We start from the raw sequence: 20,801 nt of genomic DNA on the forward strand, positions 1-20,801 counted from the left end.
CGGCATCTCCGGCGCCATCCAGCATCTGGCCGGCATGAAGGACTCCAAAGTCATCGTCGCCATCAACAAGGACGAGGAAGCCCCGATCTTCCAGGTTGCCGATTACGGCCTCGTCGGTGATCTCTTCACCATCCTTCCGGAGCTTGAAAAGGCACTTTAGGCCAGTGAAAAACTGAAGGCGTACGTCATGGATGTACGCGCCGTCGTTGCCGTGCAGGCAGGCAAGCCACTCGAAATCATCACCGCTCAGCTCGACGGCCCGCGCGCCGGCGAAGTATTGGTCGAGGCCAAGGCGACCGGCATCTGCCATGGCCACCAATTCACGTGGCCGCCGGGACCGGATGGGAGTAGAGTTAAAGCCTTAGGTCTGGAGAATTTCCATATGCGTATAGCGGACAACGGAATGCATCGTACCGTTCCAGCTAATCGCGCATCAATGAGATAGCGGTTCCGTTCTTCATTTCATTAAGTGGAATAGGCATTTCGAACTTTGGTCGGCGGCTGTCCAAATATTTGAGAAAATGCTCGCGAGAAATGCGATGCATTTTCAAAACCCACTTCGAGGGCGACTTCGATTAGGGAAGTCTTGGTCTTGATGAGTAGCTGCTTGGCACGTTCCATTCGCACCCGCCGGTAGATGAGGGCCGGGGAACCGTTAACTTCACTCATGAAGAGACGCTCGAGTTGTCGCCTGGAGAGGCCGACCGATGCAGCAAGGTCCTCGATTTGCAGCCTTCCCTCTATGTGCTGCTCCATCATAATCAGCACGGCCCTGATCCTGGGGTCCTTGCACTCGATAGAGAGTGGCTTCCGCGTCTGGATGGCAAGCGCAGTTCGGGCCTTTTCGATATGTAGAACTTCGAGCGCATTGCGCTCTGCTTCCTTGCTAATGTGACGCCGGACGATCAATGCCGCCATGTCGGCGGCGCTGCTGCCGCCCGCACAGGATCCTCTGGTCCGGTCGAGGTTGAAGATCCGGTCTGAGCGAACCTGATGGTCGGGAAAGCGTTCGCGAAACGTATTGTAGTGCAGCCAGCTGACGCAGGTCCGATGTTCTTTCATGAGGCCGGCTTCGGCAAGGATGAAGGAACCGGTGCAAACGCCTATCAGCCTGACATTCTTTGTCGAGGCCTTCTTCAGGAAGTCGATCGTTTCTCGGTCGACAGAGGGGGCGTTGTTAAGTAGACCGCCAACCACCACGACGTACTGAAATTGACTCGGATCGACGAAATCCGATGTCGGCGCGACTTTGACACCACAACTGGACGTTATCAAATGACGCGTGCTGCCAAGCACCTGCCAATCGGCCAGCACCCGGCCGGACCTGTCGAATTCGTCGCTTGCCAGCCGCAGCGTGTCGACGAAAAGAGCGAAGGCGGAGAGCGTGAAGGACTTGGCGAGCACAAAACCGATCTTCAGCCGATCGACAGGCATGCTTGATTCCGACGATTTCATCTCAACTCCACCGTTCGGCCGCCTTCATCTAATATAGAAAACCTGCGCTAAAGGATCCCGATCGTCAACGAAGATCGTATTGTGGCCGACAGTCCTGGTCCGGCCGGGGACACTCGGCGCGAAAGAGTCTGGCATCAGTTTGGGTTTAGATCCCTCACATCAGGTTTTTTTGGCATCGCTCATCCGAGTGGCATCGAATTTCTCCTTTAAGCGGATCCACGGCCTGAGCCCTTAGTAATTACTGGCCCAGTTCTCGGGCCGGTCGCTGCTCGTAGCGGCTGCGGCGACCGATATCTCCGAAACGGTTGTTCTGCGTTTCGCCTGAGAAGCGTTGGATGTTCATATCGCCGACGTGACTGGGTCACATTCTCTGGCTGTGATTGGGATTTACTCACCGTCCGACTTCAATATTAGCATGAGCTTTAATTCGGGAATCCAACTGACCAAGACAAGTCCTACAGACCTTCCTGCGGAAACGCGGAAGGGTTGATGTCAGTTTCGGATGTGGTCGCGATGGAACAAGTAATACGTGCTATTCATCTCAAACTAAGATGTCTGCGAGTGACCCAGCCCTCCCAGTCGTCGAGACGAATCTTTTGCCATCCGCTGATAGAGAAAGGCAGCAAAGAGATGTTGCATTGGTAGGAAGGCAGCTCAACTAAGAGGAGAGCGTGAACTGAGGGGGCTGCTCTCATGGCAAGTTTATCATAAGAGGCCACCCCTGACACACAATATCGTGCTGGCGAAACCGTCGAAATGAAGCGTCTGTTTGCCCAGCCGGAGGCACTATTTATTTCAACGGGACACCAATACGGCTGGCATTGTCCTGTGATAATCACGCCGCATTCGGCCGGTGAAATGCTCGTCACGACGGCCGAGTTGGCGTCCGGGTGCGTTCTCACGTTCAGTTTATCATCCGCACGGACATTGATGACACATACTTCACCTGTAGGAACTACGTTTTTGGCTGACGCGGAAAAACTCCCGAGGGAGAGTGCACAGCACAAAGCCCGGACGGCGATATTTTTGGCGACGAGCCTGACGGCGTCCTTAAGTGCTGCGGTGAAATTTTTCATAGGGTTCGCTAGCCCAGGCGCGTCACGCCTAAAACAATCTTCCGCTTCAGCTGGAATGCATTCAGCGCGCATGGCAACTCCGATACTATCTTAGGAAGTTTGGCGGATGGAGAGGGGGCCACTGCAGGATGTGGTCCGACCCAGTGTCCTTATAGCCATTATCTCGGTTTCGGACGTGGGGCAGCCTGTTGCCACAGTCGCCAATAACCTTTGCGTTATTGATGGTCATGGAAGCCGTCCTAGGACATACCTTTGAGGAATTCCAAACTGGTTTTTAATGCATAGGGTTACGGTTACCAACCTATAAACATTATAGTTCGAGATCTCGATAATAATCCATAATATATTTACCAACATGTTTGGCATATTTTTTATTTGCTGGTGTTAAATTGCCTCCATCAGACACAAGGGAGACAAAAATGAATAATAAAATTAAAACTATACTCTATATTTCTGCTTTCATTTTTTCTGCGGCCTCCGCGCAGGCTGGCACCGCATTTTCCTCACCGGCATTCGTTAAACAGGCAACAGGTTCCGGGTTTTCCAGAATGGATACAACATCCATCATGAAGCCGTTGATGAACATTATCTCTGCGGTCCCACGCGTGGATACCTCTGGGCTCGCCAACAATCTTGCGTTCATCACTCAAAGCGGTGATTTCAATACCGCCAACATTGACCAACTTGGATCACGCAACGTTGGCCTCATTCAGCAAATTGGCTACGCGAACTCCGCATCAATTGCTCAGACGGGCAATAGTCACCAGGCATTTATCTTCCAGCAGGGGCGTAGCAATATGGCCGTTATCAGCCAGCGCTGACGGCCTGACATGGGACAAAACCGATCCAGGGCAGCACCCTATCACGTGTGCTGCCCTAAATTCTTTTGGAGCCGATTAGTTTGGTGCGTTACCATTGTCCGGGAGTTCGTCCGGATCTGGGGTCGGTTGGTCGACATCGCCAAAATCGGGAAAATCGATGGAGAAGCCCGGACTTGAGCTTGCGCCCTCACCTTGCGCACTTGCCTGCGACAGCAGCCAATTACCGTTTAGCGGGTCGCCACCAAAGCTCGGGTTGGTTGCGCGATAGACTAGTTGCGAGGCCGAAGCACCACTTGCGGCCACAGTGCATAATAAAACAGTGATAACTAAATATTTCTGGAGGTTCATGAGCGTTTCCTTCTGAATGCTAGGAGATAATCACAGCAACCTTTGCAACTTGTCGGCGCGGTTTTTGTGATGCCGGCGCTGGGCAAAATGATAACTCGGTTTCTTAGTCGTGGTTTTATCTCGGCTTGTTGATCACGTACATCCTGCCTGGGACAACAACAACAACCTTATTGTCCAAGCCTCGCAACCCGGTGGGCATCATGTAACGGCCACTTTGTGTAGTCTGGTAGGCTAGGACTGTTGAATTTGTTGAATCGCGCACGTCCAGGGCGCCTGCAAGATTGTCGCCGTTCTGAACATAGGCAACTTCATTGTTGTTGCCAGAAACACCGACCAACTGAAAGTTATTATTGCCACGGCTGGCCTGTAACACAGAATTGTTGGCTCCGCCTTGCACCAGGAGAAGGGCAGAGCTGCTTCCGGTGATGGATTGTACGGCACGGTTATTTGCACCAGCTTGCTGGACGACGGCGAGGCTGCCTTGTCCCAGAATTTCCGAATTGACCTGGTTGTTCATGCCGATCTGAATGATCGACGTAGTAGAACCGTTTGCGCCCCCTAGGAATGGCTGAATGGGCTCCATCAATGATTGAACCGCGGTAGGCGAGCTCTCATAGTCCCTGACGAGGAGGTCTTCAGCCTTAGCCGATGGGGAAAAGGCAACGGTGGAGGTTATAACCAGCGCTACAATTTTTCGTATGATCTTACGTGTCGACCGTTTCATGGTGTTCCCTTACTCAATTTTTCGAAGTCATCTGCTCAGATGCCAGTTGGAAGTTCGGCTAGGTCGATCGCTTGGTTCATTTCGCAAATTTGTTTTCCAGCATTGTTCATTGCTCCCATTGCAATGGAAATGGCAGAGGGTTGGTTCAGCCATATGTTTGATATGGGATTGGCACCCGCCTTAAACACACTGGTCTGACGAGTCGTAATTGAGCCACGGCGTGAAACGCTGGTGACCTTCGACGTCACCACGCTGTCAAAGGATCCGGCGAGTTCCATGAAAGAAGTCAACCCCAACATTTCGCCGCCGCTAATACGAAACCCGCAAGCCGCTACGCAACCATCGCTGGTTTTCCCGTTTATTGTTCCGTCGGCCATAGCCATTGCACCGGTCGTCACAGGGACAGCCAGTATGATCGCTAAAATTGCGGGCAACGCGAAGCGATACGATGTCATGACTTCCCCTTTCTTCGTTGCGGTGCGGTGCGGAGCGCCATCGCAGCGCTCCGCGCTTTTACAATTAATGCTGCGTGACAAAGGCAACGTTTGCCTTGCCGGCCTGGACGACTAACGAGTTTTGGCCGTTGCCGGTCTGACTCACGAAAGCCTGGTTGCGTTCAGTGGCACCCCCCGTACCAAGCTGGTACACCACTGAATTTGAGCCACTTCCGACCTGCGAAATCCAGGCATTAGAATATGCACCTGCCTGGCTCACGGCCGAACTGTTTCCGCCCGCACCCGACTGGTCTACGAGCACAATAGAATGGTCGGCTGATTGCAAGATAAGCGACTGGTTCCCCGTCGTGTTGGACTGGTTGACCGCCGCGAGGTTGTCGGACCCGTTCTGGACTGTCAGCGACACGTTGCCGATGCTGGCGACCTGGGTCGTGGTCGCAACGTTGCGGTCACCACTTTGGATGGTGGCAGCCGCAGACAAAGCACTCACCTGGGACTGGGTCGTAACAGCAATGTTGCTGTCGCCATCCTGAAGCGTTACCGCCGCAACGCCGGCAACCAAAGACTGTGTTGTCACGGCGGTGTTCAAATCGCCGATCTGCACTGTGCCAGCGACCGCGCCCACGGATGCAAGCTGGAATGTGGCTGCCGTGTTTTCACTCCCAAACTGGGCGATACCTGCCACAGAGCCTGCCACCGGAGCCGGAGCATTGATTGTGAAGATCGGGTTGCTTGACACTTCAAGCGAACCGCCTTGAACGTTTGTCGCAGTGTTGCGGCTGCCAGACTGAACGATGGCCGCGGCAGACAGGCTTGCAGACGCATCAGCCTTGACGTCGACCGCAGTGCCGAAGGTGTCAAACACCGTTGCCTCGGCACCTTGTATGTTGCCAGCTTTGTTACCTTCACCCGTCTGAACGATCAGCGCTGCGACCTGCGAGCTGCCGTTCTGCTGGGTATTTGCAGCAACGTTGCCGTTGCCGATCTGCGCAATGCCAGCGACTGCATCCGTTACGCCGTTCTGGACGTTGCCGGCGAGGTTGCCGTTGCCGACCTGGAGGTTTGCGGCATCTGAACCGACCGTGCCATCCTGGGTGTTTGCCGCCGTGTTGCTGTCTCCGACCTGGATGTTGAGCACATTGGAGGCGGCATCCGCGGTCTGCGAGTTGCCCGCAGCGTTTTTCGCGCCAACCTGCACGTTCGCAGCGTTCGAGCCGAGGGACGCCGACTGCTGAGTGAGAGCAACGTTATCATCGCCGATCTGAAGATTGGCGGACGCTGAGTCAACGGCCAGTGTTTGGACATTGATGGCGCCATTGCGATCACCAATCTGTACCGAAGCCGCATCCGTGCCAGAAGTTGCGATCTGCTGGTTGCTGGCGACGTTGTTATCGCCGAACTGGCCGATGATGGCGTTGGATGCGACGGTTGCGGCGACGCTGCCAGCCGAAGGTAAAACCGCGGCGGTGCTTCCGACTTGTTGCCAGCCGCGCCAAGTCAGCTGCGAGGTCTTAGTTGCCTGCTTGGCTCCGGAGCCTGCAGTATATACGCCGACCTGCGAATTTGAAGCGGAATTGGTGTCGCCGACTTGAACGATTGCGGCCGAAGAATCCACGGCTGGCACCTTCGCAACTCCACCTAGCGTGCTCAGAGCGAGTGTCTCGACCTTTATCGTGGTCAGGTTTGAAGATACCGAGTATTCGGTTTTGCCGGTCAGGTTCAAGCCCGCGTAAGCAACCTCTGCCCCTTGGGTGTTGTTCGCAACGTTGCCCGTGCCAACCTGCAGAACTGCAGCATCGACGCCTGAGCTACCGGCCTGTTGAAGATTGACAGCACCGTTGCCTGCGCCGAACTGCGCAATCAGGCCAGTAGCGTCGGTCACTCCTATCTGGGTATTGAGTGCAACGTTGGTTGCGCCCCCTGTGTTACCCTGCACAATCGTTGCCGAGCTGCCTGTGACGCCAGTCTGTGCGTTGATACCAAGGTTGTCGGCCGCGCCTTGGCCATATTGGACGGTGAGGGCGTTAGAACCGATCACGTTTGTCTGGCTGTTATAAGCAACATTGCCCGACCCGCCCTGGATGATAGATGCAGAGGTCGGATCGACATTGACCTGGGTATTGACGCCGACATTGCCACTGCCGCCCTGAACGATCAACGCCGTAGCGTCAGAACCGCCGGTCTGAATGTTGTAGCCAGAGTTGCCGTTGCCAACTTGCAGAATCCCGGCCTGGTTCTTGCTACCGAGAGCCTGCGCTGACTGCGTGTTGCCGGCACGATTTGACTTACCGACCTGGACAATGGCGGCAACTGTGCCAGCTACGCCCGGGCTGCTGGTTGCACCTGTCTGCGCGTTGGCAGCAATGTTGTCGTCACCAAATTGGGCGATGGCGGCGGTATCGCCAAAACCATCACGCACGGTATTCAGTGCCACATTGCGATCACCGCCCTGCAGAATATTTGCTGTGTTTCCGGTTCCATCGCGGCTAACGTTTGTTGCGCCGTTGTCGTCTCCGAACTGAGCAATGAGGCCAACATGGTCCGTTCCGCCGACATAGGTGTTTGAACCAGCGTTCCGGTTTCCGCCTTGAACAATCCCAACGAAGCTATTGGTGCTGGAATCCTGCGCATTGACGGCCCCATTTGCCGAACCGAGCTGGATGACGCTGGCCTGATTTTCCTGACCGATGTCGTAGTGATCGATCAACGACTTTGAGTTGTAAGTGTCGACGACCTGCGTGTTGACGGCAACGTTTCCGCTCCCGGATTGCAGAATGGCCGCATCGGACATGCGCTGCGAAATTTGACGGTTACTCGCAACGTTCTGCGATCCTGACTGCAGGATACCGGCGAATGCGCCGCCGCGCGCATCGGCGACATCGTTTGTGCCAAAGCGCTGCTCATTGAAGGCGAAATTGCCCACCAATGCCGGATCTGTGTTGACCTGGACGATACCTGCATCATTGCCTTCGCCATCCTGGATTGTACGAGCAACGTTAGCATATCCTCCTTGGAATATGGTCCCACGATTAGCGCCCGTCTGCAAGAACGTGTCAATCACGTTACCGCTGCCGAACTGGGCAAGACCGGCAATGTTCGTGCCGTTTTGTGCGAAAACACCACCGATGTAGTTGTCCGAGCCGAGCTGCATCACTCCGAGTACGTTTGCACCCTGCTGCGCGTCGGCGGGAGCGCCATTGGCGATGGGAAGAAAGATGTTGTTCGTGCCGTGCTGATAGATGAAGCCGCTGTTGGCGCCACCTTCTGCACCAAGGGCACCAGATTGAGAAAGATAGGCGAAGTTGCTGTTGTTCATCTGGCTAATGAACGCATAATTTGCCGTTGTGATTTCCTGTGCGCCGGCGCCGGCGGTCAGGGTCATCATCGCAACCCCCGCGAGCAACACGGTTCGTTTCGCTGAAAAACTCATTGGAATGTTCCTCTAATCGATGAGCGTCCTTGCAAGGCGCTTCCGGATAATTAATAAACTTAACAAGCAATTAATATCATCCAATATTGCGCGGGAGCAATACACCTGACGGGAAACGTGAACAATTAGTTAATGTAAAATGAGAATCACCCAAAAATGGTGCGCTTTCGCAATGTATTAAAACAGGACCGTTTAATCCTAATTCTTGGCGACATGGACTGTTATGAAAAATATAAAAAAAAATAAGCAACGGCCACCCGAATATACGCAGGCGGCCGCAGATTGATTTCTATTGCAAGTATTAATTTTCGTCGCAATTGATTTATGTAGAAGGCAAAGCCTTGTCGCCGTAATTGCTCTCAAAGCTTTCGATGAAGGCCGGCTCTTTCGAACGATCCTTTAGGTGCCATAGGCCTTGCCGGACACCATCTACGGTAAGCGAATAAACTGCGAGCTCGATACCTTCCCGTACTGCAAGCGAGCCCGGGTCGTTTCGTGACTGGCCCAGTTCTATTTCGAGCAACTCTCCAGCCGTTGCAAATTTATACGCGCCACCCCGCACTTGCACTGAGTAAATCTGTTTTGTTGTGGTGGTAGAGGCGAGAACTTCTCCGGTTTGCACGCTTACTGCCCGGAGATTGATTGTAACAATGTCTGAGCGATATTGGATATCGCCGCCTATACCCAAGTACTTTGCGCCAGCGCCCCCGGTCAACTCGTTTGAGTCATACCCAACAATTCCACCTTCCAAAAGAAGGCCTGCAAACCGCACAGGCGGCAATCCGCTCGCCTGACCGTAGGATCGCTGGGTATTCTCAATCAATGTACGTTCTTGTACGAGGTTTTTCAGGCCGGTTCGCTCAACGACACGAAACCATTTTCCTCCGCCTGTTTTCTTCAACACGTCCACGAGGATCGCGGAGCCGCCCTGCGTCACAGCGCGGCTGTACTCGGCGAAGCTTTCATTGGGCTTTGCTTGACCCGTAAGGTCTGGGAAGTCGTAGACCGCGACATCGACCGGAACGTCGGGCGTGGCCAATGTAACAACCTTGGGGCTGGTCTTTGTTGGCGACGTAAGAGTTGCAGCAGGAGTGTCAAGCTGTTGTCCTGTCTGACAGCCGGATAGGATTGCTGTTGCGGACAACAGCAATGACGCCAATAGAATCTTCATAATTCCCCCAAAATACGCAATAATACAGTAGGCATTATCAGAATTTAACGTCCTAAAAAGGGATATGATCCAAATATCAGTATCCAAATTTTACAATGCTAAACTGTCTTGACGTTATCTTTACGGACAAAAAACGTAACTGTCACGTTGGCGGCACGAATTTCTTTTTATTTCGTTAACGTGATAGAATTGACAAATAAATCGAAATTGGCGCGTAGCATCCTGGTCGTTTTGCAGTAAGCGCCATTTTTGGGTCAATCACGTCGAACACGCTATTTCGGGCATAAACGGGGACACTGCTGCTATATCGTCTCAAATAATACGATTTACTTTGCGAGTCCTTTTCCCACTGTTGGCCAGGCAACATCATCAACGTCGAGCTTCACGAGGGCGGATGAGCCGGCGCCGACTGTTGGGAGTTGGCTCAATTTTGACTCGAGCCGGGTACGCGCTAATTCCTGTTGGGAGGCGGCGGCTCGGCCTGCGCGCGTGTTGGTTTTCTTTACGGGACGGCGAATTTCGGGGGACGCCTGTGGAACGTAAGCTCCGCCCTTCGAGGCTGTCCCCGCCTGATCAACGTAGGCTTGTGCCATTGTTTGATGAGGATGGAGCGTTGCTAGGAAGAGCGAGAATACCAAGAGAGCTAGGGTCGGGTGTTTAGATTTCATCTGATGGCGCTCGAAAATGTTAAATATGGAAGACGGCTTATGATAAAAGTTGCTCAGGGACAATCGGTTTTATTAATATGTTATTTTGATGCCTGTTTGACTCTTTTTAAATTCCGTGGAAAACGACTTCAAAAGCTGTATTGAGGAATTTTTTAATGTTGAGAAAATCACGTTTGCGACGAATTCTGACGTCTGCCACGCTGTTCTTTGTTGTTGTCGTTCCGACTAGCTATGCTCAAGACACCGCACCACTTTTTTCTACACCGGCCGGACGTTCTACGACGGGAGCTCCCATACTCATAAACCCCGAAAACCAGGGTAATGGTGCGGTGCAGCGTTTCCTGAACGATCGAGCGCAATCCCAGCGGCCTAGTGACCCGGTCGCTTCCAATCGTCAAAAGCGGGAGAACGCATCTCAACCTCAGGACGTTGTCAATAACAGTTCAAAGACGTTCGACGACTGGGAATTACAATGTATTGATCATCCCAAGGGTGATCGACGTTGCCAAATCGTGGGTAATGTTCTTTCCGCTGACAAAAAACAGGCTGTCTTAGTAATGAGCCTAGCGCCATCCGCAGATGCCGCAACGATATTGATCCAAATGGCAGTGCCGTTGGGGGTCGCTGTTCAACAAGGGGTTAAGATCGAGATCGATAAATCCTATAGCGGATCTATGCCCATTAGCAGATGTACGCCCCAAGGTTGTCTGGTCGAAGGTGCGGTCCCGACCAAGATGATAGCGGCGATGATAGCTAAGCCTAAAGCTTCGATCGAAGTTACAACGCCGGATGGCAAAAGCGTTCCTATCTCCCTGTCTCTGAAAGGTTTTGGCGGTGCCTATGAGGCTGTCACTGATCGTGGGAAGAGCAGCCCGTAAATCACCCTTGTGTTGGACAACCGTTGCGGCGTCCCTTGGGATGGTCGCGTGAGTGATGACGGGAACTTCCTCCATTGGGGATGGAGATCCGGATGTAATGGCCCCATAAATATCCGGACACGATCTCCCACTTAACAAGTGTGCGAGGTAATGTGCCCATTATGACCAGTCACAGTCCTAAGATAGAAGTCCTGTCCGGCCCTGAGCGCCGCCGTCGCTGGTCGACGACAGAGAAGCTTGCCATCATCCAGGAGACATATGAGCCGGACGCTACGGTGAGCATTGTTGCTCGCCGCTACGGCATCCAGCCGAACCAGTTATTCACCTGGCGTAAGCTTGCCACCCAAGGGGCTCTGACGGCAACTGCTGCCGAGGAAGATGTCGTTCCGGCGTCCGAATATCGTGCCCTTCAGAACCAGGTCAAAGAGTTGCAGCGCCTGCTCGGCAAGAAGACGATGGAAGGCGAGATTCTCAAAGAGGCGCTTGAGATCGCCACAGGCCCAAAAAAACATCTGTTGCGCTCGCTGTCATTGCCGAAGGGAAGTTCCTGATGACGGCTGTGTGCGAGACTTTTGGTGTTGCCCGGTCAAACATGGCTCAGCGTGTGAAACAGCGTCCCTCCAAAGCCCGTGGTCGGCCGCCGCTCGCCGATGATGATCTCGTCGATGAAATCAAAGCGATCATCTCCGAGATATCGCTTGCTGTCGGGGGTCGCAGNTGATGACGGCTGTGTGCGAGACTTTTGGTGTTGCCCGGTCAAACATGGCTCAGCGTGTGAAACAGCGTCCCTCCAAAGCCCGTGGTCGGCCGCCGCTCGCCGATGATGATCTCGTCGATGAAATCAAAGCGATCATCTCCGAGATGCCGACCTATGGATATCGCCGGGTTCATCGATCTTACGCCGTAAAGCCCGCAGCGAAAGCCGCCCATGGCCGAACGCCAAACGCGTTTATCGGGTGATGAAGGTGCACGGCCTGCTTCTCCAACGCCATACTGGAGCCATTGATCACCGCCGCCACGATGGTCGCGTTGCAGTCGCTCAGTCGAATTTTCGTTGGTGCTCGGACGGTTTCGAAATCGGCTGCGATAACAAGGAAAAGGTCCGCGTTGCCTTTGCGCTCGACTGCTGTGACCGCGAGGCCATTGCCCATGTCGCCACAACTGAAGGCATCAAGAGCGAAGATGTTCAGGACCTTGTCATAACGGCGGTCGAAAACCGTTTCGGCCGCATCAATATCCTTCCTAAGCCCATCGAATGGCTGACCGACAATGGATCGTGCTTTATTGCGGCAGACACGAAATCGCTGCTGCTGGATATTGGGATGGAGCCTCGCACGACACCGGTCCGCAGCCCTCAGTCCAACGGAATGGCCGAAGCCTTCGTCAAAACCTTTAAGCGCGATTACATCTCGGTCAACCCCATCCCTGACGCCGAAACGGTCATCGCCCAACTGCCATTGTGGTTTGAGCATTACAACACGCTTCACCCTCACAAGGCTTTGGGATATCGATCTCCGCGCGAGTTCTTAAACCGTCAAACAGAAATCTGATCCTGTCCGGTTTTTATGGGGCAACTCCACCGGACTCTCCTGGCCCATCCATAAGGTCTCCGGTACTGTGGCAGGGCTTGCATAATCCGAATGCGTGCGCCGTCGTTTAACACAGTTGGATCGCGAAGTTCTCCGTAGCGTTTGCTGCCCAAGTGCTTGGCAATGACGCGGTCGCTCACTCCCGCGACGCTGTACCGTGGGCAGCATGCCCACACGGACAAAGTTGGTGCGCTTCAATGATTGGAAAATCCGCAAGATAGGCGCGTGACCTTGTAGCCTGGAAAAAAGGCCCGCCATCCAGGCAGGATTGGCTGGCCGTGAGGCCGATGCGAGTTGGGGCTCTGCACCGTGTCGAGCGGTGGGGACGCTTCAACGCTTAAACAATCAGAACGCAAGTGTTTTGTTCCAACTGGTCCCAGGTGTTTGTCGTTGCTAACGGACTCAAATCGAAATCCATCAATAACCGTTCAAATGCGTTCAAATGACACTGCGGCTTCCTAAGTGTGCCGCTTGAGGACCTGAAGAATTAGGGAGCCCGCGCCGCCCTTATGGCAAAAACATCGCTGCTCTGCCTCAAAGAGAGCACGGCACCGATTAACTTGGTATTGCTGTTGGGTCGGCTTCTCGTCAAAGGCCCAAAACGGCTTCGATGGCGCCGGCGGCAGCCTTCACGACAATGTCTGCCTCTTCCCGGGTCAGGCAGAGGGGCGGGGCAAAGCCGAGGATGTCGCCCTGCGGCATGGCACGACCGATGACACCGCGCTCCAGCAGTGCTGCCGAGATTTGAGGGCCGATCTTGCGCGATGGATCGAAAAATTTCCGGTCATCCCTGTCTTCGACGAACTCGATCGCCGCCATCAAGCCGTCGCCGCGCACCTCGCCGACATTCCTGTGGCCGGATACGGCCTTTGCCAGTTCGGCGCGGAAATAGGCGCCGGTGGAACCGGCATTCTCGACAAGGCCGAGTTCATCCACCAGTTCCAGATTGGCAATGCCGGCGGCAGCGCAGATCGGGTGGGCGGAATAGGTCCAGCCATGACCGATCGCGCCCATCCTGTCGGAGCCTTCGACCAGCACCTGCCACATTTTGTCCGAGACGATCGAACCGGAGAGCGGCGCATAGGCGGACGTCAGCCCCTTGGCGATGGTGATTAGATCCGGCTTGATGCCATAGTGATCGGAGCCGAACATCGAGCCGAGCCGGCCGAAACCGGTGACGACTTCATCGGCGATCAGCAGGATGTCGTATTTCTCCAGCACGGCCTGGATCTTCTGCCAGTAGCCGGTCGGCGGTGGCACAATGCCGCCGGTGCCAAGGATCGGTTCGCCGATGAAGGCGGCAACCGTCTCCGGGCCCTCGGCCAGGATCATCTCTTCCAGCGTGTCGGCGCAATGTTGCGAAAACTGCTCTTCGTTCATCGACCGGTCGGCACGGCGGAAATAATAGGGGGCTTCCGTATGCAGGATCGGCGCGCGCGGCAGGTCGAACAGATTGTGGAACAGGTCGAGACCGGTGAGGCTCCCAGTCATGACGCCGGAACCGTGATATCCCCGCCAGCGTGAAATGATCTTCTTCTTTTCCGGACGACCGAGGATGTTATTGTAGTACCAGATCAGCTTGATATTGGTCTCGTTGGCATCCGATCCGGAAAGTCCGAAATAGACGCGGGTCATATGCGGCGGCGCCCGGTCGATGATCATCTTCGACAGAGTGATTGAGGCTTCCGTGCCGTGGCCGACATAGGCGTGATAATAGGCAAGGTTCTTTGCCTGTTCCGCGATAGCATCGGAAATCTTCTGGCGGCCATAGCCGACATTGACACAATAAAGGCCGGCAAATGCATCGAGACTGGTGCGGCCGTTGGTATCAGTGATGTAGACACCTTCGCCGCCGGCAATGATCCTCGTCGAAGCCTCACCGCGCGCGTGCATGCCCATATGGGTTGACGGATGGAAGAAGTGGTCGCGGTCCCAGGCGGTCATTTCGTTGCTGTGGTCGGACATATGCGGATTCCTTAAGTCTATTTTAGAAAGAGGGCGCGCGTTCAGGCGGCGGTGTCGATGCAAAGATATTTGAGCTCGGTGAAGGCCTCGATCCCGTGGCGCGAACCTTCGCGGCCGATACCAGATTGTTTCCAGCCGCCGAAGGGAATGGGGCCGCCGGTGACTTTCACCCGGTTGATGGCGACCATGCCATATTCGAGTGCGCGGCCGAGCCGCATCTGACGTGCACCGTTTTCAGTGACGACATAGGCGACGAGGCCATACTCGGTGTCATTGGCACGTTTGATCACCTCGGCTTCTGTGTCGAATGCCGTTACGGCCGCCACTGGACCAAACGTTTCCTCGCGCATGATCAGGGCATCTTCGGGGACATTGACGAGGAGCGTCGGCATGTAGAACAGCGGTCCGGCCTCATGGCGTTTGCCGCCAGTCAGGCAGCGTGCGCCACGCCTGATCGCGTTCGCCACATGCTCTTCAACCTTTTCCACCGCACGTTCGTGCATCAGCGGGCCAATTTCCGTACCGGGTTCGAGGCCGTTGCCGATTTGCAGGGCTTCGATGCGCGCCCTGAAGGCAGCGTTGAAGGCGTCAAGGATCGGGCGTTGCACGAAGATACGATTGGCGGCGAGGCAATCCTGCCCCGACGTTGCAAATTTGGCGTTGACGGCGATATCGACCGCTTTGGCGATATCCGCATCGTCAAAGACGATCAGCGGTGCGTGGCCGCCGAGCTCCATCACCAGCCGTTTCAGCGTCGGTGCGCATTGCCTAGCGATAAGCCTACCGATTTCTGTGGAGCCGGTGAAGCTGAGGGCGCGGATACGGCTGTCTTCGCACAAACGGCCGACAATGGTGGCAGCATCGCCGGTAACGACGTTAAAGACGCCGGCGGGAATGCCTGCCCGTTCTCCAAGCTCTGCCAGTGCTAACGCCGACAGAGGGGTCTGCGAGGACGGGTGGGCAACGACAGTGCAGGCTGCCGCAAGTGCCGCCGCTGCCTTGCGAGTAATCATGGCGGAAGGGAAATTCCAAGGGGTGACAATGCCAGCCACACCCAGCGCCTCGCGGCGAACGATCATCTCGGCGCCGGGCAGATGGCTGGTGACGTTCTCGGCGTTCACCCGTTTGCCTTCCTCGGCATACCATTCGATGAACGAGGCGGCGTAGTCGATTTCGCCTCTTGATTCTGCCAGCGGCTTTCCCTGTTCCAGGGTCATGATCAACGCCAGATCATCCCTGGCAGCGAGGATCAGTTCATACCAGCGGCGAAGGATTTTGGCGCGCTCCTGCGGCAACAGCGAGCGCCATTTCGGAAAGGCGCGCGCGGCAGCATCGATGGCCGCCGTCGTCTCGTCGGCGTTCAGTTCGGAGACCCAGGCAAGTGGTACCGACGTGGCGGGGTCGCGGACTTCAAACGTGCGGTTCGCAGTATTGGCAACCCAGTGTCCGCCGACATAGGCGAGCGACTTCAAGAGATGCTTGTCGGTCATCTGCGCGAGAGCGTCGTGACAGGCGGGTCGTGCGAAAACAGCATTCATCTGCGGCTCCTCGTGCTTCGATTGACGCTCAGTCTGACAGCTTCGAGGCGAGAGATGGTCTCTTGGGCGGGACGCCTGAAGAGGATCTGTCCAAATGAAGGGCTTGCCGTAGAGGAAATGTCTAGCCGTCCGCGGCCTCACCTTGCGACAGGAGGACCGGGAGCGGAAGGACGGTCTCCTCCTTGACTGTCTTGGTCACGATATAGGTGAAATAGCGGGCAATCCCGATTTCGCGGTCCAGCAGATCATCGACCAGCCGCTGATAGGCATCGATGTCCGGGGCCATGATTTTCAGGATATAATCAACGCCGCCGCCGACTGACCAGCAGGCCACAATTTCGGGAATGGCGGTCACCGCGCGCTCGAAGCGATCGAAATCCATCTGGCGGTGATTGCCGAGCGTAACTTCCATCATCACGCTGGCAACCGGCGCCACGCGGCGCACCGCGACGCGGGCGTGGTAGCCTGAGACAATCCCTGCCTTTTCGAGCTTGCGCAGCCGCATCCAGCACGGTGTCGCCGATAGGCCGACTTCTTCTGCCAGCGCCACTTTGGTGATGCGGCCATCCCGTTGGACTGCTTCCAGAATGCGCAGGTCGATGGCGTCAAGTTTCATTCGGACGGGTATCCCGGTGTGAAAATCTTGGGCGATGTTATGAAATCGAGAGGGTGAATGCAAATTTTGGATTGTCAATTGACCTGAATTTTAGCACTGTAAAATCATGACAAATTGGCGCCCCGATCCACAGCAGCTTCGCCGTCCGGCTTATCTCTCACTCGCCGAGCAAATTGCCAATGCGATTCACGATGGCAAGCTGATCAATGGCGAACGATTGCCGACGCATAGAAGGCTCGCGGAAGATCTGAAGTTGTCGATCCAGACGGTCAGTCGCGCCTATGACGAGTTGATCCGTCGCGGCATGATTGCCGGCGAGATCGGACGTGGCAGTTTCGTGCAGACCCAGCCAAAAGAGCCGGAGCCGCCTTATCTGCCGGAGCGGTTGGGCGAAGTCATCGACCTGTCGATCCTGAAGCCGGTTTGCGAGCAAATCCATCTCGAGCGAATGCGCGAGGCCTTCGGCTGGCTGGCAGAGAACCTGCCATCGAGTTCGGCCTTGTCGTTTCGGCCGAACATGGTGTTTCCGCGCCATCGGGCAGTAGCGGCCGAGTGGCTGGCGCAATGCGGATTGGAGGTTTCTCCGCTCAACGTCAATCTGACCAATGGTGCCACCTCGGGCATGACAGTGGCGTTAATGAGCGTCGCACCTCCAGGGTCAACCGTGGCCACCGAGGCGATCAGCCACCACACGCTGGTCCCACTCTCGAGCTATCTGGGCATTCATCTGGAAGGCCTGGCCATCGACGAAGACGGAATGATCCCGGAGGCCTTGGACGAAGCCTGCCGGAAAGGGCCGATCCGGGCCGTTTTTCTTCAGCCCTCGGTGGTAAATCCCACCGCAACGTTGATGAGCGCTGAACGGCGTCAAGCGCTGGCGGCCGTGGCGGCCAGGCATGATATTGCGATCATCGAAAACGATATCCTCGGTCCATTGGTCGAAAATAGGCCGCCGCCGCTGCAGACCTTTGCGCCTGAGCGCACGCTCTATGTCACGAGCTTCACCAAGATCACCGTGCCGGGCTTGCGCATCGGCTATCTCGTCGCGCCCGACCGTTACGTCGCGGCGGTTGCCAACCGGCATCTCGTTTCCAACTGGATGGCGACGCCGGCGATTGCCGAGATCGCAACGCGCTGGGTCAGCAACGGTACCGCGATGGAACTGGTCAACTGGCAGCGCCGCGCGCTGGCGCGACGTCACGAGATTGCGACGGAAGCCTTGGGCGCTCTCGTCTACCATTCCCATCCACAAAGCCTGCATATCTGGCTGCCGCTGACCTGCCAGCACACGGAAGAAGGGTTCGTGGCGCAGGCGCGGTTGCGCGGCGTGGCGATCGCGCCGGGCATATCGTTCCAAACGGCTGATCATGGCCGCGCGCCTGCGGTGCGCATCTCGCTTGGTTCGACATCTGAGGCGGAGTTGCGCACAGGGCTCGGCATCGTCGCATCGCTGGCGCACGGAAATCCGGAAGCGTTGCTGCTTGCGATTTGATAGTTTCGTCCATGAAATGGGCAGGGAAAGAATAATTGTCATGAGATTATTTTGGCAATTGACATGATTTGATACGCTCGTCATCGTTAGGCATCGCTCGTCTCAGCAGGAAGAGATCTGCATGCCTTCGCCCATTATCCGCATCGACAATATATTAAAGACCTACGGGCCACTGACGGTGCTCGACGGTCTGTCGATGGATGTCATGCCGGGGGAGAAGCTGGCGCTGATCGGCCCCTCCGGATCGGGCAAGACGACTATCCTGCGTATCCTCATGACGTTGGAAAAGATCAATGGCGGCCATATCGAGGTCGATGGGGATCAACTCTACCACATGCAGAAGGCGGGCAGCTTGGCAGCTGCCGATGAAAAGCATCTCCAAAAGATGCGCACGAAGATCGGCATGGTCTTCCAGCACTTCAATCTGTTCCCGCATAAATGTGTGCTCGACAATATCACGCTGGCACCGATGCTGACCAAGGGCGAGACAAAAGCCGTTGCCGAAGCACGGGCGATGGAGCTTCTCGATATGGTCGGCATGGCGGAGAAGGCAAAACACATGCCTGCGCAACTGTCCGGCGGACAGAAGCAGCGCGTCGCCATCGCCCGTGCCTTGGCACTTTCGCCGAAGATCATGCTGTTCGATGAGGTGACCTCTGCGCTCGATCCGGAACTGGTCGAGGAAGTCCTGAACGTCATGCGCAAACTTGCTGCCGAGACCGACATGACAATGCTGCTTGTTACCCACGAAATGGGCTTTGCTCATGACTTTGCCGATCGTGTGTTGTTCTTCGACAAGGGAAGGATCGTCGAGGAGGGCAAGCCGGACGACATATTCCGAAATCCCAGGCAGGAGCGCACGCAGAACTTCCTGCGCAAGATAATCGCGGCGGGGCACCGCGTCTGATCGTTGCGGCGATCGGTCAATGCCCCCGATAAAATAGAAAAAATCCAGAGGAGTTGGAACGATGAGATTGAAGCATTTCATGACGATGGCAGCCGGCGCCACGGCGTTGATGACTGTTCTTGCTACAGCCCCGGCGAACGCCGACGATGCCAAGCTGGAAGCGTTGAAGGCGCAAGGCTTTGCCCGCATCGCCATCGCCAACGAGCCGCCGTTCACGGCTGTTGGCGCCGACGGCAAGGTTTCCGGTGCGGCCCCCGACGTCGCCCGCGAAGTATTCAAGCGGCTTGGCGTGCCGGATGTGGTAGCGTCGATCTCGGAATATGGCGCGATGATCCCGGGCCTGCAGGCCGGCCGGCACGATGCCGTCACCGCCGGTCTGTTCATGAAGCCGGAGCGTTGTGCAGCCGTCGCGTATTCCGAGCCGGTCCTGTGTGATGCAGAAGCGATGCTCGTCAAGAAGGGCAACCCGAAGGGCTTCAAGAGTTATGCCGATGTCGCCAACGATCAGTCCGCCACCATCGGCGCGCCGGGCGGCGGCACGGAAGAGAAGCTGGCGCTGGAAGCCGGCGTTCCGCGCGACCGCGTCATCGTCGTGCCGGATGGTCAGAGCGGTCTGAAGATGCTGCAGGACGGCCGCATAGACGCCTACTCGCTACCGGTGCTGTCAATCAACGATCTCGTCAAGAAGGCCAATGACCCCAACCTGGAGGTTATCGCTCCGGTTCAAGGTGCGCCGGTTTATTGTGATGGCGCAGCTTTCAAGAAGGGCGACGAGGCTCTGCGCGATGCCTTTGACGTCGAATTGGCAAAACTCAAGGAATCCGGCGAGTTCGCCAAGATTATCGAGCCTTATGGTTTTTCGGCCGCGGCGGCGATGTCGACGACGCGCGAAAAGCTTTGTGCTGCTGCCAACTGACGGCCAACCGGAGAGGGGGTGCGCTGCCTCTCCTTTTCCACCCGGGCCCGGCAGGACCTGGCTTTGAAACGGCAGGGACAGAGAAAGCAAGATGATCGACTGGTCCGGCTATATAGGGCTGATACTGCAAGGTGCGCTGGTGACCGTCGAGCTGACGGTCATGGGGTCAGCATTGGCGCTGGTCATGGCGTTTACTGCCGGCCTTGGCCGCATGTCGCGCTTTGCCGCCGTGCGCGCACTTGCCACGGTCTACATCGAGTTCTTTCGTGGCACCTCGATCTTCGTCCAGTTGTTCTGGGCCTATTTCGTCCTGCCGTTTGCCGGGATCACACTGACGCCGATGCAGGCGGGCGTTCTGGCGTTGGGCCTGAATGTCGGCGCTTATGGAGCAGAGGTGGTGCGGGGGGCCGTCCGGGCTATCGGCCGGGAGCAGCTCGAGGCGTGCGTCGCCCTCAATCTCGGCCGTTATCACCGGATGCGGCACGTGATCTTGCCGCAGGCATTGCCGCTGATGCTGCCGACCTTTGGCAACAATGCCATCGAATTGTTGAAAGGCACGGCCGTGGTCTCGCTGATCTCGCTGACCGACATGACCTTCCAGGCGCAAGTGGTGCGCGCGCAGACAGGCAGCACGCTGATCCCGTTTGCGACAATTCTCGTTCTCTATTTCGCCATGGCCATGGCTGTTTCTGCCGGTGTGCGGTGGCTGGAGCGCCGCGCTTCGCGCGGTCTTGATGGAATGAGGGTCTGAT

General features: G+C 56.0%; 15 protein-coding genes and 4 pseudogenes. 10 read left to right on the plus strand and 9 right to left on the minus strand.

Annotated features, from left to right (window positions below):
* Both ASC96_RS32835 and ASC96_RS32840 read left to right on the plus strand, forming a co-directional pair.
* A pseudogene (locus tag ASC96_RS32835) lies at positions 1-160 on the plus strand (electron transfer flavoprotein subunit alpha/FixB family protein); the annotation flags it as partial.
* A gap of 27 nt (positions 161-187) precedes the next feature.
* Positions 188-310: pseudogene (locus ASC96_RS32840) on the plus strand (S-(hydroxymethyl)glutathione dehydrogenase); the annotation flags it as partial.
* A 155-nt stretch (positions 311-465) separates the two neighbouring features.
* On the opposite strand, the gene ASC96_RS20045 reads toward ASC96_RS32840, so the two are convergent.
* Complete coding sequence (locus ASC96_RS20045; RefSeq protein ID WP_060504902.1) at positions 466-1,455, minus strand: GlxA family transcriptional regulator; 990 nt, start codon at positions 1,453-1,455, stop codon at positions 466-468.
* Positions 1,456-2,950: 1,495 nt separating this feature from the next.
* Here ASC96_RS20045 and ASC96_RS31995 point away from each other — a divergent pair.
* The gene (locus tag ASC96_RS31995; protein ID WP_082512184.1) at positions 2,951-3,352 is read left to right on the plus strand and encodes a hypothetical protein; all 402 of its coding nucleotides are present in this window, start codon (positions 2,951-2,953) and stop codon (positions 3,350-3,352) included.
* 75 nt (positions 3,353-3,427) lie between these two features.
* Here ASC96_RS31995 and ASC96_RS20055 read toward each other — a convergent pair whose 3' ends face one another.
* From ASC96_RS20055 to ASC96_RS20075, 5 genes are all read right to left on the minus strand, one after another.
* Complete coding sequence (locus ASC96_RS20055) at positions 3,428-3,700, minus strand: curli assembly protein CsgF (protein WP_060504904.1); 273 nt, start codon at positions 3,698-3,700, stop codon at positions 3,428-3,430.
* 115 nt (positions 3,701-3,815) lie between these two features.
* Positions 3,816-4,424, minus strand: a complete 609-nt coding sequence (locus ASC96_RS20060; RefSeq protein ID WP_060504905.1) for a hypothetical protein — start codon at positions 4,422-4,424, stop codon at positions 3,816-3,818.
* Between the two features lie 35 nt (positions 4,425-4,459).
* Positions 4,460-4,879 (minus strand): hypothetical protein, encoded by a 420-nt coding sequence (locus ASC96_RS20065; protein WP_060504906.1) that lies wholly within the window; start codon positions 4,877-4,879, stop codon positions 4,460-4,462.
* Positions 4,880-4,943: 64 nt separating this feature from the next.
* The gene (locus tag ASC96_RS20070; protein WP_060504907.1) at positions 4,944-8,309 is read right to left on the minus strand and encodes a hypothetical protein; all 3,366 of its coding nucleotides are present in this window, start codon (positions 8,307-8,309) and stop codon (positions 4,944-4,946) included.
* A gap of 322 nt (positions 8,310-8,631) precedes the next feature.
* A complete protein-coding gene (locus tag ASC96_RS20075; protein ID WP_060504908.1) occupies positions 8,632-9,480 on the minus strand; it encodes a CsgG/HfaB family protein in 849 nt (282 codons plus the stop codon).
* An 823-nt stretch (positions 9,481-10,303) separates the two neighbouring features.
* Here ASC96_RS20075 and ASC96_RS20085 point away from each other — a divergent pair.
* From ASC96_RS20085 to ASC96_RS20095, 3 genes and pseudogenes are all read left to right on the plus strand, one after another.
* On the plus strand, positions 10,304-11,026 hold the full coding sequence (locus ASC96_RS20085; RefSeq protein WP_060504910.1) for an invasion associated locus B family protein: 723 nt from the start codon (positions 10,304-10,306) through the stop codon (positions 11,024-11,026).
* A gap of 161 nt (positions 11,027-11,187) precedes the next feature.
* Positions 11,188-11,743 (plus strand): annotated as a pseudogene (locus ASC96_RS20090) (transposase); the annotation flags it as partial.
* A gap of 1 nt (position 11,744) precedes the next feature.
* A pseudogene (locus ASC96_RS20095) lies at positions 11,745-12,576 on the plus strand (IS3 family transposase); the annotation flags it as partial.
* Positions 12,577-13,203: 627 nt separating this feature from the next.
* Here the strand turns inward: ASC96_RS20095 and ASC96_RS20100 are convergent.
* The 3 genes from ASC96_RS20100 to ASC96_RS20110 form a co-directional block, all read right to left on the minus strand.
* A complete protein-coding gene (locus ASC96_RS20100; RefSeq protein ID WP_060504912.1) occupies positions 13,204-14,580 on the minus strand; it encodes an aspartate aminotransferase family protein in 1,377 nt (458 codons plus the stop codon).
* 41 nt (positions 14,581-14,621) lie between these two features.
* Entirely contained in the window at positions 14,622-16,118 is a 1,497-nt protein-coding gene (locus ASC96_RS20105) for an NAD-dependent succinate-semialdehyde dehydrogenase (protein ID WP_060504913.1), read from the minus strand.
* Between the two features lie 121 nt (positions 16,119-16,239).
* On the minus strand, positions 16,240-16,734 hold the full coding sequence (locus ASC96_RS20110; protein ID WP_060504914.1) for an Lrp/AsnC family transcriptional regulator: 495 nt from the start codon (positions 16,732-16,734) through the stop codon (positions 16,240-16,242).
* Positions 16,735-16,840: 106 nt separating this feature from the next.
* On the opposite strand from ASC96_RS20110, the gene ASC96_RS20115 reads away from it, so the two are divergent.
* From ASC96_RS20115 to ehuC, 4 genes are all read left to right on the plus strand, one after another.
* The gene (locus ASC96_RS20115; protein ID WP_060504915.1) at positions 16,841-18,226 is read left to right on the plus strand and encodes a PLP-dependent aminotransferase family protein; all 1,386 of its coding nucleotides are present in this window, start codon (positions 16,841-16,843) and stop codon (positions 18,224-18,226) included.
* A gap of 121 nt (positions 18,227-18,347) precedes the next feature.
* Positions 18,348-19,133 carry an ectoine/hydroxyectoine ABC transporter ATP-binding protein EhuA gene (ehuA, locus tag ASC96_RS20120; protein WP_060504916.1) on the plus strand — a complete coding sequence of 262 codons (786 nt, stop codon included), beginning with the start codon at positions 18,348-18,350 and terminating at the stop codon, positions 19,131-19,133.
* A 61-nt stretch (positions 19,134-19,194) separates the two neighbouring features.
* Positions 19,195-20,049: an ectoine/hydroxyectoine ABC transporter substrate-binding protein EhuB gene (gene ehuB, locus ASC96_RS20125; RefSeq protein WP_060504917.1), complete on the plus strand. Its 855-nt coding sequence runs from the start codon at positions 19,195-19,197 to the stop codon at positions 20,047-20,049.
* Positions 20,050-20,140: 91 nt separating this feature from the next.
* Complete coding sequence (gene ehuC, locus ASC96_RS20130; RefSeq protein WP_060504918.1) at positions 20,141-20,800, plus strand: ectoine/hydroxyectoine ABC transporter permease subunit EhuC; 660 nt, start codon at positions 20,141-20,143, stop codon at positions 20,798-20,800.
* The last annotated feature ends 1 nt before the right edge of the window (position 20,801 follow it).

This window comes from Rhizobium sp. Root1204 (assembly GCF_001424965.1).
GTDB lineage: Bacteria > Pseudomonadota > Alphaproteobacteria > Rhizobiales > Rhizobiaceae > Pararhizobium.

Excerpts from the sequence above, each read along its gene's own strand:
- ASC96_RS20045 (WP_060504902.1), bottom strand. The coding sequence starts at position 1,455 with ATGAAATCGTCGGAATCAAGCATGCCTGTCGATCGGCTGAAGATCGGT.
- ASC96_RS31995 (WP_082512184.1), top strand. The coding sequence starts at position 2,951 with ATGAATAATAAAATTAAAACTATACTCTATATTTCTGCTTTCATTTTT.
- ASC96_RS20055 (WP_060504904.1), bottom strand. The coding sequence starts at position 3,700 with ATGAACCTCCAGAAATATTTAGTTATCACTGTTTTATTATGCACTGTG.
- ASC96_RS20060 (WP_060504905.1), bottom strand. The coding sequence starts at position 4,424 with ATGAAACGGTCGACACGTAAGATCATACGAAAAATTGTAGCGCTGGTT.
- ASC96_RS20065 (WP_060504906.1), bottom strand. The coding sequence starts at position 4,879 with ATGACATCGTATCGCTTCGCGTTGCCCGCAATTTTAGCGATCATACTG.
- ASC96_RS20070 (WP_060504907.1), bottom strand. The coding sequence starts at position 8,309 with ATGAGTTTTTCAGCGAAACGAACCGTGTTGCTCGCGGGGGTTGCGATG.
- ASC96_RS20075 (WP_060504908.1), bottom strand. The coding sequence starts at position 9,480 with ATGAAGATTCTATTGGCGTCATTGCTGTTGTCCGCAACAGCAATCCTA.
- ASC96_RS20085 (WP_060504910.1), top strand. The coding sequence starts at position 10,304 with ATGTTGAGAAAATCACGTTTGCGACGAATTCTGACGTCTGCCACGCTG.
- ASC96_RS20100 (WP_060504912.1), bottom strand. The coding sequence starts at position 14,580 with ATGTCCGACCACAGCAACGAAATGACCGCCTGGGACCGCGACCACTTC.
- ASC96_RS20105 (WP_060504913.1), bottom strand. The coding sequence starts at position 16,118 with ATGAATGCTGTTTTCGCACGACCCGCCTGTCACGACGCTCTCGCGCAG.
- ASC96_RS20110 (WP_060504914.1), bottom strand. The coding sequence starts at position 16,734 with ATGAAACTTGACGCCATCGACCTGCGCATTCTGGAAGCAGTCCAACGG.
- ASC96_RS20115 (WP_060504915.1), top strand. The coding sequence starts at position 16,841 with ATGACAAATTGGCGCCCCGATCCACAGCAGCTTCGCCGTCCGGCTTAT.
- ehuA (WP_060504916.1), top strand. The coding sequence starts at position 18,348 with ATGCCTTCGCCCATTATCCGCATCGACAATATATTAAAGACCTACGGG.
- ehuB (WP_060504917.1), top strand. The coding sequence starts at position 19,195 with ATGAGATTGAAGCATTTCATGACGATGGCAGCCGGCGCCACGGCGTTG.
- ehuC (WP_060504918.1), top strand. The coding sequence starts at position 20,141 with ATGATCGACTGGTCCGGCTATATAGGGCTGATACTGCAAGGTGCGCTG.